The following is a 24,640-nucleotide window of genomic DNA, read 5'->3' as shown; positions in this document are numbered from 1 at the left end:
GTCCGCGTCCATTCATCTGCGCCCATTCGCCAAGGCCGGTCCGGCTCAGGCGTGTGTGCCTGTTGTTCTGCACCTCGGAGGTGCTAGAATGTCATTTGCGAATGTCGCTGACTCGAACGCATGCCTGCAGGGGGGGATGCGGCGTCAGCTTCGGTTCTTTCCTGCCTCAGGAAAATTTAAGGGAAGACAATGATACGCGTTGCCATTTGTGACGATCACCAGATAGTTCGAGCAGGTTTCAAACAGATTTTTTCGTCCTCGGGCGAATTCGAAGTCGTCGCCGAAGGGGCGACCGGGCGCGAAGCCCTCGACATCGCACGCCGCGAGATTTGCGACGTGCTGCTGCTGGATATTGCCATGCCCGACCAGAGCGGCATCGATATCCTGCGTACCATCCGTCAGGGTCAACCGAACCTGCCGGTGCTGATCCTGTCCGGCTATCCGGCACAGCAATATGCGCTGAACCTGTTCAAGATGGGCGCCAACGGCTACCTGAACAAGGAATGCGACGCCGACGAGCTCAAGACCGCCGTGCGTACCGTCTACCAGGGCCGCCGCTACGTCAGCTCGCAGGTGGGCGAACTGCTGGCACAGAGTTTCGACCGCGATCCGAACACGGCCCTGCACACGGAGCTGTCGGACCGCGAATTCCAGGTGTTCCTGCGCCTGGCCAAGGGGGCAACCGTGTCGGATATCGGCAATGCGCTGTCGCTGTCGATCAAGACGGTGTCCACCTACCGTACCCGCATCATGGAAAAGATGGGTCTGCAATCGAACAGCGACCTGACCTATTACGCCATGAAGAACAATCTGCTCGACTGACCGGTTCCACCGGACGAGCGGCCGCGGGGGCGATGATGGGCACACCATCATCGCCCTTCGTTTATGTAAGCGCTAACAGCCGTTGTCGAGAAGAATTTTTCTTTGTGGAATTGTTACTTTCTAGTCGTCATTACGCCACAATTTTTTGTAAGAAAGGTGAATAGAGCTCCGAGGCAACTTTCCCCGGTCTATAATGATTTGCCCAGGCAATGCTGTGCGAAAGGAACGCTCGAGGATGTACTTCACTACCGACCCCAAGTTCAGGCCGGGCCGCAGCCTCCCGTTATACCAAACCCTGCTGTGTGTCGTGTGCGTCCTGATCCTGGTGCTCAACGCGTTCAGCCTGGCACGTAACCTGGATGGACTCAAGGCAGCGAATACCCGGCAGGCCCAGGCCGACCGCGTATCGGCCAAGCTCCAGTACGTCAACCTCCTCGTCACCGATGCGGATAGCGGCCTGCGCGGCTATTTCCTGTCCGGCTCCGACACCTATCTCGGCCCCCTGCGTACCGCCCAGCGCGAACTCGGCGGCCAGTTCAACATCCTCAAGGAACTGCTGGCCGATAACTCGTCCCAGCAAAAGAATCTCGCGCAACTGCAGACCCTCGTCACGCGCCGCATGGACTTGATGAACCAGGCGCTCGAGGTCTATCGCCATGGCGGCCTGGACGACATCATCGCCATCGCCCGTACCCAGGAAGACCGCGGCAATATGGACGAGATCCGCCTGCAGGTCGTGATCATGACGGGCGAGCAGAACGAATTGCTGGCCGCTCGCACCACAGCCTTCTACGACCAGTACCGCCGCGCCACGCTGCTGGGCCTGGGCATCAATTTCGCCGCGCTGTTCGTGCTGGTGCTGTTCTATAACCTGATCCGCGGCAGCTTCCGCGCGCGCCTGCAGGCCGAGCATGCGCTGCAGCAGACCAACGACCACCTGGAAGCCCTCGTGGCCGAGCGCACCGAGCAATTGTCCGTGCTGTCGCGCCACCTGATCAGCGTGTCGGAAGAGGAGAAGGCGCGCCTGGCGCGCGAGCTCCACGACGAGATGGGCGCCAACCTGACCGCCATCGGCATGCATCTCGCCAGCGTCGGCGACCACCTGAAGGACAGCCATCCGGAGCAAGCCGCCATGCTGGCCCACGCCCGCGGCACGCTGCTGGAGACGGTGGAGCTGAAGCGCCGCATCATCGAGGGTCTGCGCCCCAGCCTGCTGGACAATATGGGCTTGCAGGCGGCGCTGGAAAGCTATTGCGAGGATTACGGCCGCGTGACCGGCATCGACTGCGAAGCGCTGATCGAAGGCACCGTCGACGACGCCGGCCCGATGCAGGCGATCGCGCTGTTCCGCATTACCCAGGAATCCCTGAACAACGTGGCCAAGTACGCCAAGGCGAAGCACGTCGTCGTGCACCTGGCGCGGGAAGGGGAGGCGTACGTGCTGGAGGTCTCCGACGACGGCGTCGGCATCCCGCCGGACGCGATGCGCCGGCCGAAGTCGCATGGCCTGCTGGGCATGCGCGAACGGGCGGCGCTGCTGGGCGGTAGCCTGCGCGTGGAGCGGGGCGTGAACGGCATCGGGACCAGCGTGCATGCTGCCGTGCCGGTGGCGGCGCCGGGCGCCGAGCCTGGCGGAACCGCGTCTGGCGGTGTCCTCGTTGCATCGGCGCTGGCGGTGGGATCGGTCGAGCCGAAGGCGTCGGCCGAAGAGAAGCTACTGCGGGAACAACTGCTGGATGAACTGCATCAGGAACTGAATGAACAGCTGGCCATCGACCAGCGGGCCGCCCCGGCGCCGATCGCGGCCGGAGGCGGCGCGGCGCCACTCATGCGCGTGCAACGTCCATCAGCAGACGGTCATACTCGCTTTTAGCAACCTTGTAGCACTCACCGGCGTAGTCTTCCAGGCCCTGGCGGTTCAGCACCGTGATGTTGCCGCGGCGGTACTGGATCAGGCCTTCGTCCTGCAGCTTGCCGGCAGCGGCCGTGATGCTTTCGCGGCGCACGCCCAGCATGATCGAAATCAGTTCCTGGGTCACTTTCAGTTCGTTGCTGGCCGAGCGGTCCAGGCGGTCCAGCAGCCAGCGGCACAGTTTCTGCTCGATCGAGCTGTGGCGGCCGCCGACGGCGTTCTGGGCCATCTGGGCGAACAGCGCATTCGTGTAGCGCATCAGCAGCTGGGGCAGGGCGCCGCCCTTGTTGAAGGCGTCGCGCAGGAATTGCGTCTTGAGGCGGTAGCCGTAGCCGGCGCTCTGGACGACGGCGCTGCAGGTAGCGCGCTCGCCCATGAACAGCGACACGCCGACGGCGCCTTCATGGCCGACCACGGCGATCTCGGTCGTCGCGCCGTCTTCCATGACGTAGAGCAGGGACACGATGGCGGTCGTCGGGAAGTACACGTATTCGAGCTTGCTGCCGAACTCGAACAGTTCCTTGCCGAAAGGCAGCGGAACCAGTTCCAGGTGTTCGAACAGGGCTTCCAGGTCGGGACGCGGCAGGGCCGCGAGCAATTCGTTCTGTTGGGTACCGCTGTAGCTCACCACCGGGCGGGATGCCAGCTTGATGTCTTCGCTGGTCGAAGGGATCTGGTTCGATTGTGCTTGCTTTTGGACGGCCACACCGAGTTGAGCGTTATTCATTTTGTTCCTCGTTATCTCTGACTACTTCACTGGGGCGATTGCTTGGATGGGTTTCCTCATCGCGATGTGTGTACATTAATGCCATAGTGTTCTGCCGAACATAAGACTAGTCGTCGCCCCCATGTAGGTTCGACGTAGGATGTTTTGTCAGCCCAGTCCTACTAGAGAGGAATACCGAAAATTCGGTAGTTCTTGCGGGGGAGAAATGGCAGAAAGAAATTAAATCGTTTTCCTGCTCATTAATTCGCGTGATTCCGGCAGAACCGAGGGTTCTGGATGGTGATTGCAGGCACATTATTGGTGCCGAATCGTGGCGCGGGGCGGGTATCGATATCAGTCGACTCCGAATCATCCTACAGCGCATTCCTACTCCCGGTCGGTGAAATCCTTCACACAAGGGGCAAGAGACTCGGTAAAATCGACCGTTTTGCAATGCGCCTCCAGGGCGAGACCATGTCCAACGAAACCGCAGCATTCCCCCCCGACGACGACGCGGCCACCGAGGCCGCCGTACCGGCTTCCAAGCCGGCCGCCGTCATCGCGCGCGAAGTCGCGCGCCGCCGCACCTTCGGCATCATTTCCCACCCCGACGCCGGCAAGACGACGCTGACCGAAAAGCTCCTGCTGTTCTCGGGCGCGATCCAGCTGGCCGGCACCGTCAAGGGCCGCAAGAGCGGCCGCCACGCGACCTCGGACTGGATGGACATCGAGAAGCAGCGCGGCATCTCGGTCGCCTCCTCGGTGATGCAGTTCGAATTCCGCGACCACGTGATCAACCTGCTGGACACCCCGGGCCACCAGGACTTTTCCGAAGACACCTACCGCGTGCTCACCGCCGTCGACTCGGCGCTGATGGTGATTGACGCGGCCAAGGGCGTGGAATCGCAGACCATCAAGCTGCTCGACGTCTGCCGCATGCGCGATACGCCGATCGTCACCTTCATGAACAAGCTCGACCGCGAAACCCGCGACCCGCTCGAGCTGCTCGACGAAGTGGAATCGGTGCTCAAGATCGAGTGCGCGCCCGTGACCTGGCCGATCGGCATGGGCAAGAACTTCCGCGGCGTGTACCACCTGCTGAACGACGAAGTCATGCTGTTCAAGGCGGGCGAGGAAAAGGCCGACGGCGCCTACGAGATCATCAAGGGCATCGACAATCCGAAGCTGCACGAGATGTTCCCCCTCGAGATGGAACAGCTCAAGATGGAAGTGGAGCTGGTGCACGGCGCCTCGCACCCGTTCGACCTGGAGCGCTTCCTGTCCGGCGTGCAGACCCCCGTGTTCTTCGGCTCCGCGATCAACAACTTCGGCGTGCGCGAGATCCTGTCGGCGCTGATCGAATGGGCGCCGGCGCCGCGCGAGCGCGACGCCACGGTGCGCGCCGTCAAGCCGGAAGAGCAGCCGTTCTCGGGCTTCGTCTTCAAGATCCAGGCGAACATGGACCCGGCCCACCGCGACCGCATCGCCTTCCTGCGCGTGTGCTCGGGACGCTTCGAGAAGGGCATGAAGGTCAAGCACCTGCGGCTTGGCAGGGAGGTGAAATTGTCGTCCGTCGTGACCTTCATGGCCTCGTCGCGCGAACAGGTCGAGGAAGCCTACGCGGGCGACATCATCGGCCTGCCGAACCACGGCAATATGCAGATCGGCGACAGCTTCTCGGAAGGCGAAGTGCTGACCTTCACGGGCATCCCGTACTTCGCGCCGGACCTGTTCCGCACCGTGCGCATCCGCAATCCGCTCAAGACCAAGCAGCTCCACAAAGGCCTGCAGCAGCTGGGCGAGGAGGGTGCCGTGCAGGTGTTCAAGCCCGTCATGGGCAGCGACCTGATCCTGGGCGCCGTCGGCGTGCTGCAGTTCGAGGTCGTGGCGAGCCGCCTGCTCAACGAGTACGGCGTCGACGCCGTGTTCGAGGGCAGCAGTATCAGCAGCGCGCGCTGGGTGTCCAGCGACGACAAGAAGTCGCTGGCCGACTTCGAGCAGGCGCTGGCCCACAACGTCGCCTACGACGCGGCCGGCAACCTGGCCTACCTGGCCACGTCGGGCGTGAACCTGCGCCTGACCCAGGAGCGCTGGCCGAAGCTGCAGTTCCACGCGACGCGCGAGCACGCGGCGAAGCTGGACTGATCCTGGCTGCGGCGCCGGCGTAGGGTGGACGGCTGTGCCGTCCACGCGTCCGGCACGCGCTGGCTGAACGCGTGGACGGGGAACCCGTCCACCCTACCGCAGTCCTGTTCCTTTCACCGAAACGAATCCTCCCCCCGCGCAATGCGGCAATGGGAGCGACCCCACGCGGGCCGGCCCGGTCAACGCTCGCGCACGAGCAGGGCTTCGACGATGCCGCCGATCCAGCAGGCGGCGAAGACGATGCCGGCGACGGTTTCCGGCAGCGGCGTGGGGGCCGCCTCGAGGCGCGCCGCCATGGCCGCCGGGTCCAGCGGCACGCTGCCGGCCAGCACCTGGTCGGCCAGCGCCGTGGCCTGGTCGACGGCGAAATCGGCGTACACGATGGCGGCGCCGGCGGCGAGCAGCAGCAACAGCCAGCCGCGGCCGCGCCGGTGCAGGTAGAACTGGCCCGTGCCCGGAAAGACCAGGGCCGACAGCAGCGCGCCAATGACGTTTCGTTTCATCTGCTTCCTTTGTGTATAGCCGGATTTGCGCTAGCCCAAAGGGGCCGGCACTCATCCGCGTAAATTGCCTCAATGCACGTCTGAAACATTGCCTTGCGCCATCCCGACGACAGGCTGCACGCTGTTACGACCCGCTTCGAGGAGATCGCCGATGACGAACGCAGCAATCCCCGCCCACTCCTGCCCGGCCGCGCTGCCGGGCGCGGCGCGCTAGCATGCTGGCGCGCCTGCGCATCGGTCCCAAGCTGCTGCTCGCGCCCGGCGCCGTGCTGGTGCCGCTGGTGCTGCTGTCGAGCGGCGCCTACTACGCGATGGTACGCCAGAACGAATCGCTCGACACGATCGTCGGGCAGCGCGCCGTCCACATGCGCGCCGCCACGGAGCTCGTCGTCTCGAGCCAGCGCGCCCACGCCCAGGCCTACCAGGCGCTGACCTGGACCGGCGGCAGCTTTTCGCGCGCGCGCATCGAGCCGCTCGTTGCCGACCTGCGCGCCCAGCACGCCGCCATCGACCGCGGCTTCGCGTCCCTGCAGCAGATGACGGCCCACAGCCCGGACGAGCGGCGCAGCGTCGAGGGGGCGCGCGCCGCCTGGGGCCTGTACGTGGCCGCCGTGCGCGACGTGCTCGAGATCGTCCCCATCGACCAGTCGATCGGCGCCAACGCCATGTCCAAGGCCGAGCGCGCGTTCGCCATCGTGGCGCAGCGCCTGACCGAACTCGCCCAGCGCGAGCAGGACTTGTCCGAGCAGGCTTCGGCCCGGGCCCAGGCCGACTTCCGCCTGATGTCGATGCTGATGCCCCTCGTGGTCGGGCTGGCGGTCGCGGCCTCGCTGGCCATCACGGTCGCCGTGCGCCGTTCGCTGCTGGCGGAGGTCGGGGCGATCGAGGCCGTGGTGCGGGGCCTGGCCGGCGGCGACCTGACGATCAGGCCGCGCCTGGACGGGCAGGACGAGATCGCCGCCACCTCGCGCGCGCTCGACGCCAGCATCCGCAACCTGAACGGCACGCTGCGCACGATCCTGGAATCGGCGCGCTCGATCGGCTCGGCCTCGCGCGAGATCGTGCTGGGCCGGGGCAGCCTGCCGCCGCGCGCGGGCGTGCGCGATTCGCTAGAGCGCACGGCCGGGGCAATGCGCGAGCTGGCCGCGGCCATGCACGACAATGCCAACAGCGCCCACGCGGCCACGCGCCTCGCGGAAAACGCCTCGCTCGCGGCCCAGCACGGCGGCGGCACCGTGCACCGGCTGGTGGCGACGATGGAAGCCGTGCGCCGCACGGCGCTGCGCCTGGAGACGATCGGCGCGGGCATCGAGGCGGCGCTGGGACACGCCAGCCTCGCAGGCAGCGCCCCGGCGCTGAACGAAGCCAGGCGTGCGGCACGCGAGGTCGGCGAACTCGCGCGCAGCGCCGTCGGCGCCATCGAGGACGGCACCGCGCGTGCCCTGGACGCCGGTTCCAGCATGGCCGACCTGGCCAGTTCCGTGCAAGAGGTGGGGGACATCGTCGACAGGATCGGCAGCGCGAGCAGCGAGCGCGCGCGCGACCTGCTCGGCGTCAACCAGGCCATCGTGCGCATGGACGAGATGACGCGCCAGGGCTCGCGCCTGGTGGAAGAGGCGGCGCTGGCGGCGCGCGGCCTGCAGCAGCAGGCGCTGGCGCTGTCGCGCGCCGTGGCCACGTTCCGCCTGGACGAGGCGGTGCAGCCGGTATCCGAAAAGGAAACGGCCCCGCCGGGAACGCCCGAGGATGACGGGCGTCCCGGCAGGGCCGGGCATCCCTACCTGCGGCTGGCGAGCAGCCGCGGGCAGGGCAGCGCGGGCGACGCGGATTACTCGTAGTCGCTGATCGGCGCGCAACCGCAGAACAGGTTGCGGTCGCCGTAGGCGTTGTCGGCGCGGCCGACCGGCGGCCAGTACTTCTTCTTGCGCAGCGACGGCACCGGGAAGGCGGCGACTTCACGCGTGTAGGTGTGCTGCCAGTCGTCGGCGGTGACCACCTCCGCCGTGTGCGGCGCGCCTTTCAGCGGGTTGTCCATGCGGTCGTACTCGCCGCGCTCGACCTTCACGATCTCGGCGTGGATGGTGATCATCGCCTCGATGAAGCGGTCCAGCTCCGCCTTCGATTCCGACTCGGTCGGCTCGATCATCAGCGTGCCCGGCACCGGGAAGCTCATGGTCGGGGCGTGGAAGCCGAAGTCCATCAGGCGCTTGGCCACGTCCTCGTTGCTGATGCCGGTCTTGTCCTGCAGCGGGCGCAGGTCGATGATGCACTCGTGCGCCACCAGGCCGTCGTGGCCCGTGTACAGCACCGGGTAGTGCGGCGCCAGGCGGCGTGCGATGTAGTTGGCGTTCAGGATCGCCATCTCGGTCGCCATCGTCAGGCCTTCGGCGCCCATCATCGCGATGTACATCCACGAGATCGGCAGGATCGAGGCGGAGCCGTAGGCGGCCGAGCTGACGGCGCCGATGCCTTCTTCACCGCGCGAGTAGCCGGTCGACGCCTGGTTCGGCAGGAAGGGCACGAGGTGCGCCGCCACCGCCACCGGACCGACGCCCGGGCCGCCGCCGCCGTGCGGGATGCAGAAGGTCTTATGCAGATTCAGGTGGCTGACGTCGCCGCCGAACAGGCCCGGACCGGCCACGCCGACCAGCGCGTTCATGTTGGCGCCGTCCACGTACACCTGGCCGCCGTGCGCGTGCACGATCTCGCACAGTTCCTTGATGCCTTCCTCGAACACGCCGTGGGTCGACGGATAGGTGACCATCACGCAGGCCAGGTTGGCGCCGTGCTGCTCGGCCTTCTTCTTCAGGTCTTCCAGGTCGACGTTGCCGTTCTCGTCACAGGCGGTGACGACGACCTGCATGCCGACCATGTTCGCCGATGCCGGGTTGGTGCCGTGCGCCGACGACGGGATCAGGCAGATGTTGCGGTGGCCTTCGCCGCGCGACTCATGGTACTTCTTGATGATCAGCAGGCCAGCGTATTCGCCCTGCGAACCGGCGTTCGGCTGCAGCGACACGCCGGCATAGCCGGTCACGGCGCACAGCATGGCTTCCAGCTGGCCGATCATCTCGCGGTAGCCGACGGTCTGGTCTTCCGGTGCGAACGGGTGGATGCTGGAGAACTCGGGCCAGGTGACCGGGATCATTTCCGAGGTCGAGTTCAGCTTCATCGTGCACGAACCCAGCGGGATCATGGTGCGGTCCAGCGCCAGGTCCTTGTCGGCCAGGGCGCGCAGGTAGCGCAGCATCTCGTGCTCGGCGTGGTAGCGGTGGAAGGTCGGGTGGGTCAGGTAGGCGCTGGTGCGCGACAGGGCGGCCGGGAAGGCATCGGCGGCGTCCTTGTCCATGGCGTCGATGTCGAAGGCCGCGTCCTTGCCCGCGGCTTTCGCGAAGACGGCCAGCACGGCGGCGACGTCGTCGCGCGTGGTGGTCTCGTCCAGCGACAGGCCCACGTTGCCGCCGTCGATGCGGCGCAGGTTGATGCCGTGCTCGTTCGCGATGCGGTGGATCTCGTCGGCGTTCGACGCGGCCACGGTCAGCGTGTCGAAGTACGTCTGGTTGGCCAGCTGGTAGCCCAGTTGCTGCAGCGCGCCGGCGACGATGCCGGTGTAGCGGTGCACGCGGCGGGCGATCTGCTCCAGGCCTTTCGGGCCGTGGTAGATCGCGTACATCGAGGCCATCACGGCCAGCAGCACCTGCGCGGTGCAGATGTTCGAGGTCGCCTTTTCGCGGCGGATGTGCTGTTCGCGGGTCTGCAGCGCCAGGCGGAAGGCCTTGTTGCCCTGGGCGTCGATGGTGACGCCGGCCAGGCGGCCGGCCATGCTGCGCTTGAATTCGTCGCGGGTGGCCAGGTAGCCGGCGTGCGGGCCGCCGAAGCCGAGCGGCACGCCGAATCGCTGGCTGTTGCCGACGACGACGTCGGCGCCCCATTCGCCCGGCGGGGTCAGCACGGTCAGCGCCAGCAGGTCGGCGGCGACGACGATCATGGCGCCGGCCGCATGCAGCTTCTCGCAGGCCGCGCGGTAGTCGCGCACGTCGCCGTTCACGCCTGGGTACTGCAGCAGCACGCCGAAGCAGGTTTCGGTGAGGTTCTCGATCTCGCCCGCGGCGATGGTGCGCACTTCGACGCCGATCGGCTTGGCGCGGGTCTGCACCACTTCCAGCGTCTGCGGCAGCACGTCGTCGGCCACGTAGAACACCTTCGAGGCCGACTTGCCGACGCGCTGGATCAGCGTCATGGCTTCGGCGGCGGCGGTGCCTTCGTCCAGCATCGAAGCGTTGGCGATGCCCATGCCGGTCAGGTCGGTGATGACCTGCTGGAAGTTCAGGATCGCTTCCAGGCGGCCCTGCGAGATTTCCGGCTGGTACGGGGTGTAGGCGGTGTACCAGGCCGGGTTCTCGAAGATGTTGCGCAGGATGACGGGCGGCGTGTGGGTGCCGTAGTAGCCCTGGCCGATCATCGACTTCATGACCTTGTTCTGCGCGGCGATCGCCTTCAGCTTGGCCAGCGCGGCCTGCTCGGGCAGCGGATCGAAGAACTGGCCCAGATCCAGCTTGTCCTTGCGGCGGATGTTGGCGGGGACGACGGCGTCGATCAGCGCGGCGCGCGTATCGTAGCCGAGGGCGGACAGCATGGCTGCCTGTTCGGAATCGGACGGGCCGATGTGGCGCGGGATGAAGCCGTCGCGTGCTTCGAGTTGGGTCAGGCTGGTGCGGGTCATGGTGGCAACAGAAAAAGAGAAGTCGGAGGCGCGGGAAAAAAAACCGTCGCCCCTGCGCAGGCAGGGGCCCAAGTTCGGTATGTGGGTCCGCTCAATAATTGGGTCCCTGCCTGCGCAGGGACGACGTAACACTATTCGGGGATACAAACGACAAGCGCGCCCGCAGGCGCGCTCGCTGACAACGATCAGCCTTCGGTGGTCTTGCCGTAGGCGGCGGCGTCCAGCAGGCTGTCGATCGCGGCCGGGTCCGACGGCTGCAGCTTGAACAGCCAGGCGCTGTAGGCATCGGCGTTGATCGAGTCCGGCGCGTCGGCGGTCGGCTGGTTCACGGCAACGACGGTGCCGGAGACCGGCGCGTAGATGTCGCTGGCGGCTTTCACCGATTCCACGACGGCGGCGTCGTCGCCGGCGGTGAAGGTCTTGCCGACTTGCGGCAGCTCGACGAACACGATGTCGCCCAGCGCGTCCTGCGCGTATTCGGTGATGCCGACGGTCAGGGTGCCGTCGGCTTCTTGACGGACCCACTCGTGGGATTCGGTGTACTTCAGGTCGGCCGGGATGTTCATGCGTAAACTCCTAATGAGGGGATGGTGCGGTAAGTATAGTTTGTTCTTTTCGGGCCGGAATGCTTCAAACGGCCAGGACCTTGCCGTTACGCACGAACGGCAGCTTGACCACCGAAGCGGCCAGTTTCTTGTCGCGGATCTCGACGTGCACGGTGTCGCCCACCTGGACGTCCATCGGCACGCGCGCCAGCGCGATCGCCTGCTGCATCGAGGGGCTGAAGGTGCCGCTGGTGATCTCGCCGGCATTGCCGGAGGCGGCCACCACCTTCTGGTGGGCGCGCAGGATGCCGCCTTTCTCGCGGAGGATCAGGCCGACGAATTGCTGCTGCTGACCGCGCTGCAGGGCGCTCTTGCCGACGAAGTCGCGCTCCGACACCAGGTCGACGGTCCAGGCCAGGCCCGCGTCCAGCGGCGACACGGTATCGTCCATGTCCTGGCCGTACAGGTTCATGCCCGCTTCCAGGCGCAGCGTGTCGCGCGCGCCCAGGCCGGCCGGCTTGACGCCGGCGGCGGCCAGCGCATTCCACAGCGCCTCGACCTGGGTCGCGGCGACGCCGATCTCGAAGCCGTCCTCGCCCGTATAGCCGGTGCGCGCGACCATCAGTTCGCCGAACGGCGTGTCTTTCACGATGACGGCGTTGAACGGCTTCAGGCCCTCCGACGCTTCGCGGGTCGCCGGGACGACGTCCCAGAACCTGGCGCGCGCGTTCGGGCCCTGCACGGCGACCAGGGCGATGCCGTCGTCCGACAGGTCGCTCATCAGATCATTTCTGCGCGGCGTGATTTCCAGGCCCGAGCGAGAGGTCTCGTTGCGCTCGCGGATCCAGGCGATGTCCTTCTCGGCGGTGCCGGCGTTGACGACCAGGCGGAACCAGGTCTCGTCGAAGAAGTAGACGATCAGGTCGTCGATGACGCCGCCCTGCGGGTTCAGCATGCACGAGTACAGCGCCTTGCCCGGCGCCTGCAGCTTGTCGACGTTGTTGGCGAGCAGGTGGCGCAGGAAGGCACGCACGTTGTGGCCCTTGACGTCGACGACGCACATGTGCGAGACATCGAACATGCCCGCGTCGGTGCGCACGGCGTCGTGTTCCTGGATCTGCGAACCGTAGTTGACGGGCATGTCCCAGCCGCCGAAGTCGACCATCTTGGCGCCAGCGTTGCGGTGAGCGGAATTGAGCGGGGTCGCCTTGAGCGTCATGGGAAATCCTCAAACAGTGAATAGGGGTCGTGCATGCGGCCGGCCGCATGCTGTTCGCACCCCTCTGTCCTCGGTACCTGAGAGATAGCGGCTGTGCGCCGCCTGCCCCTTCGGTGGGCCGCAAGGCCGCTCTCCAGAGTTGGTCCGCCGCGGCATTCGCGCGGCGCCCCTTGACCGGTCCGGTTTGCCTGAGAGTTTTCGGGTGATGCCCCTTCGGCGGCAGCGGTGCGCTGCGCTCTCCCGGTCAAGACTGCGAAGCATATGTCAGCGGCCCCGGGAAGTCAATCTGGAAGGGGCCTGGCAGGCCGATTTCCGGGTGTCGGGCCGGGTCATGATTTCCAGCGGGCAGCGCTCGCACTATTGCAGTGCGTCAGCATCGGCAAAAGGGCGTGTTTTGTTAAACTTGCCCCATGACCCTTGCTATATAAGAGATCCCACGATGAGCGAAGATCAAGCAAACGAAAAGGAAGCGTGGTTCACCCTGTCGGGCGACGTCAACAGCGACATGGTGCACCGCGTCTTCGAGGCGGTGGCCCACATGACGGAAGACGGCATCGAGACGGCCCACGTGCTGGTGCAATCGAACGGCGGCTATGTCAGCGATGGCCTGTGCCTCTACAACTTCATGGCGGCATCGCCGATCGACTTCGTCATGTACAACGGCGGGGCGGTGGCGTCGATCGCCGTGATCCTGTACCTGTCCGGCACGCGCCGCTATGCGAGCGACACGGCGCGCTTCATGATCCATAAATCCCACGCGACGGCCTCGCCCGGATCGCGGCCCGATGCGCTCAACATCATCGTCGAAGGCTTGCGCGCCGACGATGCGCGCACCGAATCGATCCTGCGCAAGCACGTGGAGCTCACGCCCGAGCAGTGGGGCATCCACCAGTACGGGGACCTGCACCTGACGGCGCGCGATGCCAAGGCCGCCGGCCTGGTCGACGACGTGCGCGACTTTTCGCCGCCCAAGGGCGCGAGCCTGCGCAATATTTGATACGAACGCCGGCACCGCCGGGTGCCGGCCTGCCGGCGCGCTGCCTGCGCTTCGCGGGCGCGTGCATCCTTCGATTCACGGGGCACGAAAGCATGAAGCCCGCCGCAGCCTGGGCTGCGCGGGCTTCATGCCTGTTCCGAGTGCCGTCCGGTGGTGCAGTCGCTCCGCCGGACGAACGCGGCGCGCTATCGTCAGCGCGAGTTCTTGTGGCTCTGGCGGCCGGCAGCGGCGTGCTGCTCCGGGGTGCCGCCGCGGGTGCCGCTCGACTGCGAGCTGGAACCGGCCGAGCCCGATTGCTGGCTGCCCGAATTCTTGTGGCTTTGCTGGCCCGCCTTGACGTGCTGCTCGTGGGTACCGCCCTGGACGCCGCCCGAGCGCGAACCCGAACCGGACGAGGCCGACTGCTGGCTGCCGGAATTCTTGTGGCTTTGCTGACCTGCCTTCACGTGTTGCTCGTGGGTGCCGCCTTGGTTGCCGGGACGCGAATTTTGATTCGAAGCCATGATCTTTCCTTTCAATATGATTGGTAAAGTGTCCTGCTCTGGTTCTGCTCTTGTCCTGCTTCCGAATGCTGCCGGGCGTCGATGCCTGCAGCGTTTTCCGGTGAAGCAATGATGCAAGCCCGGCAGTAGAACGGGTATCGGAGCGGTCCTTGCACCGTTGTAGGACTAGGTGCATTTCCTCGGAAACGTTTTTTCTACGTAAGTTCGATAATTGATTTGCATATTTCGCGGCGCACCTTGTTTGCACCGGTCGGGTGCGGTATTTGCTGTCGGGTTACCTCATCCGTAGAATGATCGTTCCCGCGCTGCTCCCGCGCGGGAGGCGGCTGTCCGAAGCGTGCGCGGCTTGGGCGCGGGCCGGGCCTGCGGTATAGTCGAGCGGCTTTCGTCCCTGTCGAATCCCATGCTCCTGTGGTCCAATCTTTCCGCGTTGGGCGGCCTGAACGTCACCGCGCTGCTGGCGATCGCCGTCGCCGCCTGGCTCGTGGCCGCGCGCTGCTGGCGCCTGGCGCTGGCGTGGTGCCTGCTGTTCGGCGCCGCGCTCGTGGTGGCCGCGGCCAGCCAGGCCGCCTTCATCGGCTGGGGCATCGGCATCCGTTCGCTCGCCTTCACCGGCTTTTCCGGCCACGCGACGCGGGCGGCGGCCGTATTTCCCGTCGCGCTGTTCCTGCTGCTGGAACGGGAAGGCGGCCGCCTGCGCCGCCTTGCCGTCGCGGCCGGCGCGGTGCTGGGCGTGCTGGTGGCGCTGGGCCGCGTCAAGATCGGCGCCCACTCGGCCAGCGAGGCGCTGGCCGGCTGCCTGCTGGGCCTGGCCACGGCCGCGCTGTTCATCCGCCACGCGCAGAAGGCGCGCGACTGTTCGCCCCGTCCGCTGTTGCTGGGCCTGCTAGCGGCCACATTGCTGCTGCCCCTCGCCGACCCCATCAACTCGCACCAGTGGCTGACCGCGGCCACGCTGAAATTGTCCGGCCGCGACCGGGTCTACCTGCGCAGCGACTGGCAACCGGCGCGCGGCCCCTACGTACCGCCGTGCACGCCGGACCGCATCCGCTTCGACTACCTGTGCACCTGAAATTCGGGGTCATGAAATTCGGGGTCAGAGCGCATTTCCCGCGAAATTCGGGGTCGGAGCACTTTTTTAGCCAATGGCGCGTGGGCATCGACTTGAAAGATGCCGTCGCTTTCCCGTGCCGATTCGACCAGGAATTGCGTCGAACAGGTCCTTCTGGATGATGGACGGTGGATGCGTATATCGGCGGGAATTTCCTTGAAAAGTGCTCTGACCCCGAATTTGGCGCTAAATGTGCTCTGACCCCGAATGAGGCGGTGCAGGTTGTAGCCAAATGGCAAGAGGCAAATGGTATGATGCGGCTTTCCTGTCTTATGCCTGCTTGAGCGAACGTGCGTCTTTCCTCCATCAAATTGTCGGGATTTAAGTCTTTCGTCGATCCCACCAATTTCCAGGTGCCGGGACAGCTCGTCGGCGTCGTCGGGCCGAACGGCTGCGGCAAGTCGAACATCATCGACGCCGTGCGCTGGGTACTGGGCGAATCGAAGGCCTCGGAGCTGCGCGGCGAGTCGATGCAGGACGTGATCTTCAACGGCTCCACGCACCGGAAACCCGCTGGCCGCGCGTCCGTCGAGCTGGTATTCGACAACAGCGCCGGCAAGGCGGCCGGGCAGTGGGGCCAGTACGCCGAGATCGCCGTCAAGCGCACCCTCACGCGCGACGGCACGTCGACCTACTACATCAACGGCCAGCCGGTGCGCCGGCGCGACATCCAGGACATCTTCCTCGGCACGGGCCTGGGGCCGCGCGCCTACGCGATCATCGGCCAGGGCATGATCGCGCGCATCATCGAATCGCGCCCGGAAGAGCTGCGCGTGTTCCTCGAGGAGGCGGCCGGCGTCTCCAAGTACAAGGAGCGCCGCCGCGAGACGGAAAACCGCCTGGCCGACACGCGCGAGAACCTGACGCGCGTCGAGGACATCCTGCGCGAACTGAACGCCAACCTGGAAAAGCTGGAAGCGCAGGCCGCCGTGGCGAACCGCTTCCGCGAGCTGCAGGCCGACCAGGAAGAGAAGCAGAAATTGCTGTGGCTCCTGCGCCGCAACGAGGCGAAGGCCGAGCAGGCGCGCTGGTTCCTGGAGATGGAACAGGCGCAGACGGGACTGGAAGCGCAGAACGCCAAGCTGCGCCACCTGGAGCTGGAACTGGAGCGCATGCGCCAGGCCCATTTCGCCACCGGCGACCGCCTGCACGGCGCGCAGGGCGCCCTGTACCAGACCAATGCGGAAATCGGCAGCCTGGAAGCGCAGATCAAGTTCGTCGTCGAATCGCGCACGCGACTACAGAACCAGATCGGCACCCTCACGGCCCAGCGCGAGCAGTGGCACAACCAGGCCATGGAGACCCAGGAGCAGATCGAGGAAGCGGAGATGCGCCTGGAGGAGCTGGCGGCACGCGTCGAAGGCGCGCAGATCGCGGTCGAGGCGCACAACGAGCGCCTGCCCGACCTCGACGCCGCCTGGCGCGCCGCCCAGGAGCGGGCGACCGAGTCGCGCGCGCGCATCATGCAGGTCCAGCAGCGCATCGAGCTGGCGTCCGCGCACCAGCGCAACGCCGCCTCGATCCTGTCCAACCTGGCCACGCGGCGCGAGCGCCTGCAGCAGGAAAGGGCAGGCCTGAACCTGCCGGATGCCGGCCACCTGGACAACCTGCGCATGCAGCTCGAGGAAAAGCAGCTGATGCTGGAAGAGCAGACGCTGATGCTGGAAGAGGCCGCGACCCGCCAGCAGGCCGTCGAGCAGGAACGGCGCGACGCCCAGGCCCAGGTCACGCAGGAGAATGCCGCCAATGCCAAGCTGGAAGCGCGCCTGTCGGCGCTGCGCCAGCTGCAGGAGCGCGTGCAGACGCAGGGCAAGGTACAGCCCTGGCTGCAGAAGCACGAGCTGGATAAACTGCCGCGCCTGTGGCAGAAGCTCGACGTCGAGGCGGGCTGGGAGACGGCGCTGGAATCCGTGCTGCGCGAACGCACGGGCGCGCTCGAGATCTCGAACCTGGACTGGGCGCGCGGCTTCTTCGGCGATGCCCCGCCGGCACGCATGGCGGTGTACACGCCGGCCAGCGGCGCCGGCACGCCGCCGGACCACCACGGCCTGAAGCCCTTCGCCACGCTGCTCAAGCTGAACGACCCCGGCCTGCGCGGCCTGCTCGACGACTGGCTGCACGGCGTGTATGCCACGGACGATCCGGGCACGGCGCTGGCGCAGCGCGAGCGCCTGCCCGAGGGCGGTGCCTTCGTCACGCCGAACGGCCACATGATCACCCGTTCGAGCGTGCGTTTCTATGCCGCCGATGCGGAGCAGGACGGCGTGCTGGCGCGCCAGCACGAGATCGACAATATCGGGAAGCAGCTGCGCGCCCAGGCCCTGCTGGCCGACGAGGCCCGCACCCGCGCGACGCGCGCGGAAGCCGCCGTGACGGAGCTGCAGCGCCGCCTGCAGGAAGGGCGCCAGCGCGTCGCCACGCTGCAGCGCGAAGTGCACGCGCTGCAGATCGACGTGGTCAAGCAGGCCGAGGTCGAGGCCCGCTTCAACCAGCGCAGCGGCCAGATCGGCGCCGACCTCGACGAGATCGCCGCCCAGGAAGCCGAGCAGCGCCAGGCCCAGGCGGAAGCGGAGGCCCAGTTCGAGGAGCTGGACCTGGAACTGGCCGAGCTGCAGGGCGCGCACGAGGACGGCCAGGTCGCGTTCCAGGAACAGGAAAGGGTGCTCGCCGAGGCGCGCGACCGCCTGCGCGCGCTCGAGCGCGCGGCCCAGGAAGCCGTGTTCGCGGAAAAGACGCAGCGCACGCGCATCGAGGAACTGCGCCGCACGGCCGCCACCGCGGGCCAGCAGGCGGCCCAGGTGCTGGAATCGGTCGGGGCCGCGAAGCTGGAGCTGGAAGCGCTGGAATCGGGCACGGCCGCCGAGGGCCTGCAGGACCTGCTGGCGCGCCGCGCCGAACAGGAACAGGCATTGGCCGACGCGCGCCACGAACTGGACCAGCTCACGCAGCAGCTGCGCGAGGCGGAGGAGGCGCGCATGGGCGCCGAGCGCAGCCTGCAGCCGCAGCGCGAGCGCATCACCGAGATGCAGCTGAAGGAGCAGGCGGCGCGCCTGAACCAGGAGCAGTTTGCCGAGGCGCTGAAGTCGACCGAGGCCGACGAGGCGGCGCTGTCGGAAAAGCTCAACCCGGACATGAAGCCGTCCTGGCTGCAGGGCGAGGTCACGCGCCTGACCAATGCCATCAACCTGCTGGGCGCCGTCAACCTGGCCGCCGTCGAGGAACTGGCCCAGGCCACGGAGCGCAAGCGCTTCCTGGACGCGCAGAACAACGACCTGATCGAAGCCATCACCACGCTGGAAGGCGCGATCGGCAAGATCGATCGCGAATCGCGCGACCTGCTGCAGGACACGTTCGACCGCGTCAACGAACACTTCTCCGAACTGTTCCCGATCCTGTTCGGCGGCGGCACCGCGCGGCTGGTGATGACGGGCGAGGAAATCCTCGATTCCGGCGTGCAGGTCATGGCCCAGCCCCCCGGCAAGAAGAACGCCACCATCCACCTGTTGTCCGGCGGCGAGAAGGCGCTGACGGCGACGGCCCTCGTGTTCTCCATGTTCCGCCTGAACCCGGCGCCGTTCTGCCTGCTGGACGAGGTCGACGCGCCGCTCGACGACGCCAACACGGAGCGCTTCTGCCGCATGGTCAAGCGCATGTCGGACCATACGCAATTCCTCTTCATCTCCCACAACAAGATCGCGATGGAAATGGCCAGCCAGCTGATCGGCGTCACGATGCAGGAGCAGGGCGTCTCGCGCATCGTGGCCGTCGACATGGAAACGGCTGCCGATCTGGCCGCGGCGTGAACGGACGTTTTGGTATCATTGCGCCAATATTCGCCTGAATCGCGTCCGTCCGGTCACGACAGATAACAAGCAAAACGCATACTTCGAGGCACAAGCAGCATGACAGATTTCCAAATGAGCCTGATCGCCGCCGGCGGCATCTTCGTCGTCGGCGTCATTAGTTACAACAAGTGGCAGGAGTACAAGGCCAGGAAGAGCGTCGAGCGCGCCTTCTCGACCGACCACGACGACGTGCTGATGAAGGGCGGCGCCGCGCCGGCGGCCCGCTTCGACGCCGACATCGAGCGCCACGAACCGGTGCTGGACGGCGTTCCCGCCGAGCCTCTGGTGCCGGGCCCGGACCTGCTGGCCGAACCGGTCGTGCACGAACCCCACGCCGCGCCCGCGCCGGCCGCCGCTCCGGCAGCTGCCGCATCCGCCCCGGCCGCCGCGCGCGACCCGGCGCTGGACGCCGCCGCCGCGCTGCCCGGCGCCAAGCCGGACACGCCGCCGGCCCAGCTGGCCGAAAACCTCGTCGATCCGCTGATCGACTGCATCATTCCCCTCAACGTCGAAGGCGCGCTGCGCGGCGACCGCGCGCTGCCGGCCCTGCTGAAGCTGCGCCGCGTCGGCAACAAGCCCGTGCACTACGTGGGCCTGGCCGTCAACGGCGACTGGGAACCCGTCGTGCACGGCGGCGTGTACACCAAGCTGCAGGCCGGCGTGCAGCTGGCCACCCGCACCACCGCCTTGAACGAGCTGGAATACTCGGAACTGGTCACGCGCCTGCGCGCCGTCGGCGACGAGATCGGCGCCGAGCCGGAAGTGCCGGACATGATCGAGGTGATGAGCGAGGCGAAGACGCTGCACCGCTTCGTCGCGGGCCACGACGCCCAGCTGGGCGTGAACCTCGCATCGAAGGGCGCGCCGTGGCCGATGTCGACGCTGGTCGGCGCCCTCGAAGCGGCCGGCTTCGACGTGCGCCCGGACGGCAAGTTCGCCATGCCGGACGCCGAAGGCCACGTCAACCATCCGCTGTTCACGCTGTCGACCAACGTCACCATGGGCGCCGACACGACGCCGCGCCTGACGCTGCTGCTGGACGTGCCCTGCGTGGCGCCGGCCAAGGACGGCTTCGGCCGCATGGTCGCCTGCGCGCGCGACCTCGTGCAGCGCCTGGACGCGGCCATCGTCGACGACTTCGACCAGCCGCTGTCCGACGAGACGCTGGACGAGATCGCCGGCCAGGTGCGCGAGTTCTACCAGGAGATGGACGCGGCCGACATCCCGGCGGGTTCGACCCGCGCGCTGCGCCTGTTCGGCTGAGGTGGCGATGAGCGAGGCAAACAAGCCGCCCCGGGACGACCTCGGGCGCATGGCGTGGCTGGTCGAGGAACTGAACCGCCACATCTACAACTACCACGTGCTCGACGCGCCGACCATTCCGGACGCCGAGTACGACAAGCTGTTCCGCGAGCTGCAGGCGCTGGAAGAACGCTACCCGCAGGCCGTGTCGGTCGATTCGCCGACCTCGCGCGTGGGCGCCGCGCCCATCCCCGAATTCAAGCAGGTGACGCATGCGGTGCCGATGCTGTCGCTGAACAACGGCTTTTCCGACGAGGACATCGACAACTTCGACCGCCGCGTGCGCGACGGCCTCGATACGCCGGGCCAGGTCGCCTATGCCGCCGAGCTGAAGTTCGACGGCCTCGCCATGAGCCTGCGCTACGAGAAGGGCGTGCTGATGCAGGCCGCGACCCGCGGCGACGGATTCACCGGCGAGGACGTTACGGCCAATATCAAGACCGTGCGCGTGATCCCGCTGCGCCTGCATGGGTCGGACATCCCCGACGTGCTGGAAGTGCGCGGCGAGGTGCTGATGTTCAAGCAGGAATTCGAGCGCCTGAACCAGCGCCAGCGCGACGCCGGCCAGAAGGAATTCGCCAATCCCCGCAACGCGGCCGCCGGCAGCCTGCGCCAGCTCGACGCGCGCATCACCGCGCAGCGCAAGCTGCGCTTCTTTGCCTACGGCATCGGCGTGCTGGAAGGCGCGCCGCTGCCCGAATCGCATTCGGCCGTGCTGGACTGGTTCGAGCGCCTGGGCCTGCCCGTGTCGAAGGAGCGCGCCGTGGTGCAGGGCTGCCCGGGCATGCTGGGCTACTTCCGCGACATCGGCGAGCGCCGCAAGTCGCTGCCCTACGAGATCGACGGCGTCGTCTACAAGGTCGACCGCGTGGCCGACCAGCGCCAGCTCGGCTTCGTGTCGCGCGCGCCGCGCTTCGCGCTGGCGCATAAATTCCCGGCCGAGGAGGCGCTCACCGAGGTCTCCGCCATCGACGTGCAGGTGGGCCGCACGGGCGCCATCACGCCCGTCGCGCGCCTCGTGCCCGTGTCGGTGGGCGGCGTCACCGTCACCAACGCGACGCTGCACAACGAGGACGAGGTCAGGCGCAAGGACGTGCGCGTGGGCGACACGGTCGTCGTGCGCCGCGCCGGCGACGTGATCCCGGAAGTGCTGTCGGTGGTGCTGGAGCGCCGCCCGCAGCCGGAACCGCCCGTGTACCAGCTGCCCGCCACCTGCCCGGTGTGCGGCTCGCACGTGGTGCGTGAAGAGGGCGAGGCGGTGGCCCGCTGCTCCGGCGGCCTGACCTGCGCGGCCCAGCGCAAGGAGGCGATCCGCCACTTCGCGGGCCGCCGCATGATGGACATCGAGGGCCTGGGCGACCGCTACATCGACAGCCTGGTCGAGGCGAACCTGATCCACGGCGTGGCCGACCTGTACAAGCTGACGCTGGACGACCTCTTGACGATGAAGCGCCTCGCGGACGAACGCGACGGCACGACGCCCGAATCTGCCAAACCCGCCGTCAAGCAGGGCAAGGTCGCCACCAAGTGGGCCGACAACCTGCTGGCGGCGATCGCCGCCAGCAAGTCGCCGCCGCTCGAACGGCTGCTGTTCGCGCTGGGCATCCGCCACGTGGGCGAGTCGACGGCGAAGACGCTGGCCGACTGGCTGGGCAGCCTGGCGCTGGTCCGCCGCGCGCCGGTCGCGCTGCTGCGCGTGCTGCCCGATATCGGCGGCACGGTGGCCGAGGCCATCGCCGACTTCTTCGCGGAAGAAAAGAACCAGCAGGCGCTCGATGCGTTGCTGGCCGCCGGCGTGGCGCCGCAGGGCGAGCATGCGCCGCGACCCCAGCTGCGCGAGAAGCTGGACGACGTGCAGCTGCTGGCCGCGCTCGCGATCCCGAAACTGACGGAGCCGCGCGCGCGCCAGCTGCTGGACGGCCGCACGCTCGACGACCTCGTGCACCTGAAGGTTTTCGGCGTGTTCGGCCTGCCCGAGACCGTGGTGGCGTCGCTGGAAGCGTGGATGGGCGACGCGGGCAACCGCGCCATGCTGGCGCAACTGGCCGCGCTGCGCACGGAACTGCTGGCCCAGCTGCCGCTCGAGGCGGCGCCGCCGCAGGGCGCGCTGACGGGCAAGACCTTCGTCCTCACCGGCACGCTGCCGACGATGAGCCGCGACCAGGCCGGTGCGCTGATCGAGGCGGCCGGCGGCAAGGTGTCCGGCTCCGTGTCGAAGAAGACGTCGTACGTCGTCGCCGGGGCCGAGGCGGGCAGCAAGCTGGAAAAGGCCGAGGCGCTGGGCGTCACGGTGCTCGACGAGGCGGGGCTGCTGGCCCTGCTGGAACAGTCCACTTAACCATACGAGGGATGTACGAGAATGACCGCAATTAAGAAAGCCGTTTTCCCCGTCGCGGGTCTCGGCAGCCGCTTCCTGCCCGCCACCAAGGCGCAGCCGAAGGAGATGCTGCCGGTCGTCGACAAGCCGCTGATCCAGTACGCGGTCGAGGAAGCGGTGGCCGCCGGCATCAACGAGCTGGTGTTCATCACGGGCCGCAACAAGCGCGCCATCGAGGACCATTTCGACAAGGCCTACGAGCTCGAGTCCGAGCTGGAAGCGGCCGGCAAGGAAGAGCTGCTGAAGCTGGTGCGCCAGGTGATCCCGAAGAACGTCAGCTGCATCTACATCCGCCAGTCCGAGCCGCTGGGCCTGGGCCACGCGGTGCTGTGCGCCCGGCCCGTGATCGGCAGCGACCCGTTCGCCGTGCTGCTGGCCGACGACTTCATGGACACGGCCGAGGGCCACAAGCCCGTGCTGGCCCAGATGACGGACCTGTACGCCTACGAGAAATGCAGCGTGCTGGCCGTGCAGGACGTGCCGCGCGCGCACACGCGCCAGTACGGCATCGTCAGCGCCAGTCCCTACCGCCCGGACCTGGAGCTCGTCTCCGGCATCGTCGAGAAGCCGCAGCCCGAGGACGCGCCGTCGACGCTGGCCGTCGTGGGCCGCTACGTGCTGTCCGGCGCCATCTTCGACCACCTGGCGACGCTGGGTACCGGTGCCGGCGGCGAGATCCAGCTGACCGACGGTATCGCCGCCCTGATGGCGCGCGAGCGCGTGCTGGCCTACCGCTATGCGGGCCAGCGCTACGACTGCGGCTCCAAGCTGGGCTACCTGAAGGCGACGGCGGCGATCGGCATGAAGCATCCCGAGACGGCCGCCGGCTACCGCGAATTCCTGCAACAACTGTGCAAGGAGAACCCGTAATGGCCATCCGCGAGATCCTCAGGATGGGCGACCCGCGCCTGTTGCGCGTCGCCGAGAAGGTGACGGAGTTCGACACGCCCGAGCTGCACGCGCTGGTGGCGGACATGTTCGAGACCATGCACAGCGTGGACGGCGCCGGCCTGGCCGCGCCGCAGATCGGCGTCAACCTGCAGCTCGTGATCTTCGGCTTCGGCAAGAACCAGCGCTATCCGGACGCGCCCGCCGTGCCGGAGACGGTGCTGCTCAATCCCGTGCTCACGCCGCTGTCCGACGAGATGGAAGAGGGCTTCGAGGGCTGCCTGTCGGTGCCGGGCCTGCGCGGCAGCGTGCCGCGCTACACGAAGCTGCGCTACGAAGGCGTCGACCAGTACGGCAAGCCGATCGCGCGCGAGGTGGACGGCTTCCACGCGCGCGTCGTGCAGCACGAGGTCGACCACCTGCTGGGCATCCTGTACCCCATGCGCATCAAGGATTTTTCCCGCTTCGGCTTTACCGAAGTGATGTTCCCCCACCTCGACCCGAAGGCCGACGATTGAACGCTTCCCGCATCCTGCAGGCCCTGGCCGTGGCCGGCCTGCTGACCGGCACCGCCGCCCACGCCCAGGAACAGACCCAGGAACAGGCCTCCTCCACCTGGTACACCTGGATCGATCCGGCGCCGAAAAGCGAGCTGTGGGTCGACACGGGCTTCGCCACCTGGCACTTCGACCGCGACAAGGACCTGAACGGCGCCAACAAGGGCCTGGGCGCCGAGTACCGCTTCTCCGGCACGATGGCGGCCGCCGTCGGACGCTTCTACAACAGCGACCGCGAATGGTCGAACTACGCGGGCGTGATCTGGCAGCCGTGGGCCGTCGGTCCGGTCCGCGTGGGCGCCGCGCTGGCGGCCTTCGACGGCTACCCGCGCATGCGCGACGGCGGCTGGTTCCCGGCGGCGATTCCCACGCTGACCTACGAATACCAGCGCGTGGGCGTGAATGTGGGGATCATCCCGAGCTACAAGGATCGGCTGTACGGGGGAATCTCGGTGCAGCTCAAGCTGAAGCTGTTCTGAAGCTGA

The 24,640-nt window shown here is 67.2% G+C and carries 18 protein-coding genes and 2 riboswitches; of the genes, 12 read left to right on the top strand and 6 right to left on the bottom strand.

Translation table 11 applies throughout. From position 1 onward, the window contains the following. The first annotated feature begins 189 nt into the window (after positions 1–189). On the top strand, positions 190–822 hold the full coding sequence (locus QPK32_RS01860; RefSeq protein WP_036228513.1) for a response regulator transcription factor: 633 nt from the start codon (positions 190–192) through the stop codon (positions 820–822). A gap of 307 nt (positions 823–1,129) precedes the next feature. Beyond that, positions 1,130–2,695, top strand: coding sequence for a CHASE3 domain-containing protein (locus QPK32_RS01855; protein ID WP_290411078.1), 1,566 nt, complete (start codon positions 1,130–1,132; stop codon positions 2,693–2,695). Here the strand turns inward: QPK32_RS01855 and QPK32_RS01850 are convergent. Further along, complete coding sequence (locus tag QPK32_RS01850) at positions 2,649–3,461, bottom strand: Crp/Fnr family transcriptional regulator (protein WP_290411077.1); 813 nt, start codon at positions 3,459–3,461, stop codon at positions 2,649–2,651. The genes QPK32_RS01855 and QPK32_RS01850 overlap by 47 nt on opposite strands. A 453-nt stretch (positions 3,462–3,914) precedes the next feature. Between QPK32_RS01850 and QPK32_RS01845 the strand changes: the two genes are divergently transcribed. After that, positions 3,915–5,585 (top strand): peptide chain release factor 3, encoded by a 1,671-nt coding sequence (locus QPK32_RS01845; protein WP_290411076.1) that lies wholly within the window; start codon positions 3,915–3,917, stop codon positions 5,583–5,585. A 179-nt stretch (positions 5,586–5,764) separates the two neighbouring features. Here the strand turns inward: QPK32_RS01845 and QPK32_RS01840 are convergent, their stop codons facing one another. Further along, on the bottom strand, positions 5,765–6,088 hold the full coding sequence (locus QPK32_RS01840; RefSeq protein ID WP_290411075.1) for a hypothetical protein: 324 nt from the start codon (positions 6,086–6,088) through the stop codon (positions 5,765–5,767). Positions 6,089–6,303: 215 nt separating this feature from the next. On the opposite strand from QPK32_RS01840, the gene QPK32_RS01835 reads away from it, so the two are divergent. Continuing rightward, positions 6,304–7,926, top strand: coding sequence for a methyl-accepting chemotaxis protein (locus tag QPK32_RS01835; protein WP_290411074.1), 1,623 nt, complete (start codon positions 6,304–6,306; stop codon positions 7,924–7,926). On the opposite strand, the gene gcvP is transcribed toward QPK32_RS01835, so the two are convergent. From gcvP to gcvT, 3 genes are all read right to left on the bottom strand, one after another. Continuing rightward, positions 7,917–10,811, bottom strand: a complete 2,895-nt coding sequence (gene gcvP / locus QPK32_RS01830; RefSeq protein ID WP_290411073.1) for an aminomethyl-transferring glycine dehydrogenase — start codon at positions 10,809–10,811, stop codon at positions 7,917–7,919. The genes QPK32_RS01835 and gcvP overlap by 10 nt on opposite strands. A gap of 185 nt (positions 10,812–10,996) precedes the next feature. After that, positions 10,997–11,377, bottom strand: coding sequence for a glycine cleavage system protein GcvH (gene gcvH / locus QPK32_RS01825; RefSeq protein ID WP_290411072.1), 381 nt, complete (start codon positions 11,375–11,377; stop codon positions 10,997–10,999). A 64-nt stretch (positions 11,378–11,441) separates the two neighbouring features. Continuing rightward, positions 11,442–12,575, bottom strand: coding sequence for a glycine cleavage system aminomethyltransferase GcvT (gene gcvT / locus QPK32_RS01820; RefSeq protein ID WP_290411071.1), 1,134 nt, complete (start codon positions 12,573–12,575; stop codon positions 11,442–11,444). A 54-nt stretch (positions 12,576–12,629) separates the two neighbouring features. After that, positions 12,630–12,722: riboswitch (glycine riboswitch) on the bottom strand. An 18-nt stretch (positions 12,723–12,740) separates the two neighbouring features. Beyond that, positions 12,741–12,828, bottom strand: a riboswitch (glycine riboswitch). Positions 12,829–13,014: 186 nt separating this feature from the next. Here gcvT and QPK32_RS01815 point away from each other — a divergent pair. Further along, on the top strand, positions 13,015–13,572 hold the full coding sequence (locus QPK32_RS01815) for a ClpP family protease (RefSeq protein WP_290411070.1): 558 nt from the start codon (positions 13,015–13,017) through the stop codon (positions 13,570–13,572). Positions 13,573–13,763: 191 nt separating this feature from the next. Here QPK32_RS01815 and QPK32_RS01810 read toward each other — a convergent pair whose 3' ends face one another. Further along, positions 13,764–14,075: a hypothetical protein gene (locus QPK32_RS01810; protein ID WP_290411069.1), complete on the bottom strand. Its 312-nt coding sequence runs from the start codon at positions 14,073–14,075 to the stop codon at positions 13,764–13,766. Between the two features lie 403 nt (positions 14,076–14,478). Between QPK32_RS01810 and QPK32_RS01805 the strand changes: the two genes are divergently transcribed. The 7 genes from QPK32_RS01805 to QPK32_RS01775 all read left to right on the top strand — a co-directional run bounded on the left by QPK32_RS01805 (position 14,479) and on the right by QPK32_RS01775 (position 24,634). Further along, positions 14,479–15,147, top strand: a complete 669-nt coding sequence (locus QPK32_RS01805; RefSeq protein ID WP_290411068.1) for a phosphatase PAP2 family protein — start codon at positions 14,479–14,481, stop codon at positions 15,145–15,147. A 329-nt stretch (positions 15,148–15,476) separates the two neighbouring features. Next, positions 15,477–18,989 carry a chromosome segregation protein SMC gene (gene smc, locus QPK32_RS01800; protein ID WP_290411067.1) on the top strand — a complete coding sequence of 1,171 codons (3,513 nt, stop codon included), beginning with the start codon at positions 15,477–15,479 and terminating at the stop codon, positions 18,987–18,989. Between the two features lie 99 nt (positions 18,990–19,088). Continuing rightward, positions 19,089–20,294 (top strand): cell division protein ZipA C-terminal FtsZ-binding domain-containing protein, encoded by a 1,206-nt coding sequence (locus tag QPK32_RS01795; RefSeq protein ID WP_290411066.1) that lies wholly within the window; start codon positions 19,089–19,091, stop codon positions 20,292–20,294. A gap of 7 nt (positions 20,295–20,301) precedes the next feature. Further along, on the top strand, positions 20,302–22,671 hold the full coding sequence (gene ligA / locus QPK32_RS01790) for an NAD-dependent DNA ligase LigA (protein WP_290411065.1): 2,370 nt from the start codon (positions 20,302–20,304) through the stop codon (positions 22,669–22,671). Between the two features lie 21 nt (positions 22,672–22,692). Beyond that, positions 22,693–23,580, top strand: coding sequence for a UTP--glucose-1-phosphate uridylyltransferase GalU (gene galU, locus QPK32_RS01785; protein ID WP_290411064.1), 888 nt, complete (start codon positions 22,693–22,695; stop codon positions 23,578–23,580). Continuing rightward, a complete protein-coding gene (gene def, locus QPK32_RS01780) occupies positions 23,580–24,116 on the top strand; it encodes a peptide deformylase (RefSeq protein WP_290411063.1) in 537 nt (178 codons plus the stop codon). Before galU ends, def begins: the two co-directional genes overlap by 1 nt. Further along, complete coding sequence (locus QPK32_RS01775; RefSeq protein WP_308632411.1) at positions 24,113–24,634, top strand: hypothetical protein; 522 nt, start codon at positions 24,113–24,115, stop codon at positions 24,632–24,634. Before def ends, QPK32_RS01775 begins: the two co-directional genes overlap by 4 nt. The last annotated feature ends 6 nt before the right edge of the window (positions 24,635–24,640 follow it).

Source organism: Massilia sp. YIM B02763, assembly GCF_030412015.1.
GTDB lineage: Bacteria > Pseudomonadota > Gammaproteobacteria > Burkholderiales > Burkholderiaceae_D > Telluria.
This window is presented reverse-complemented; position numbering and strand designations above follow the sequence as displayed.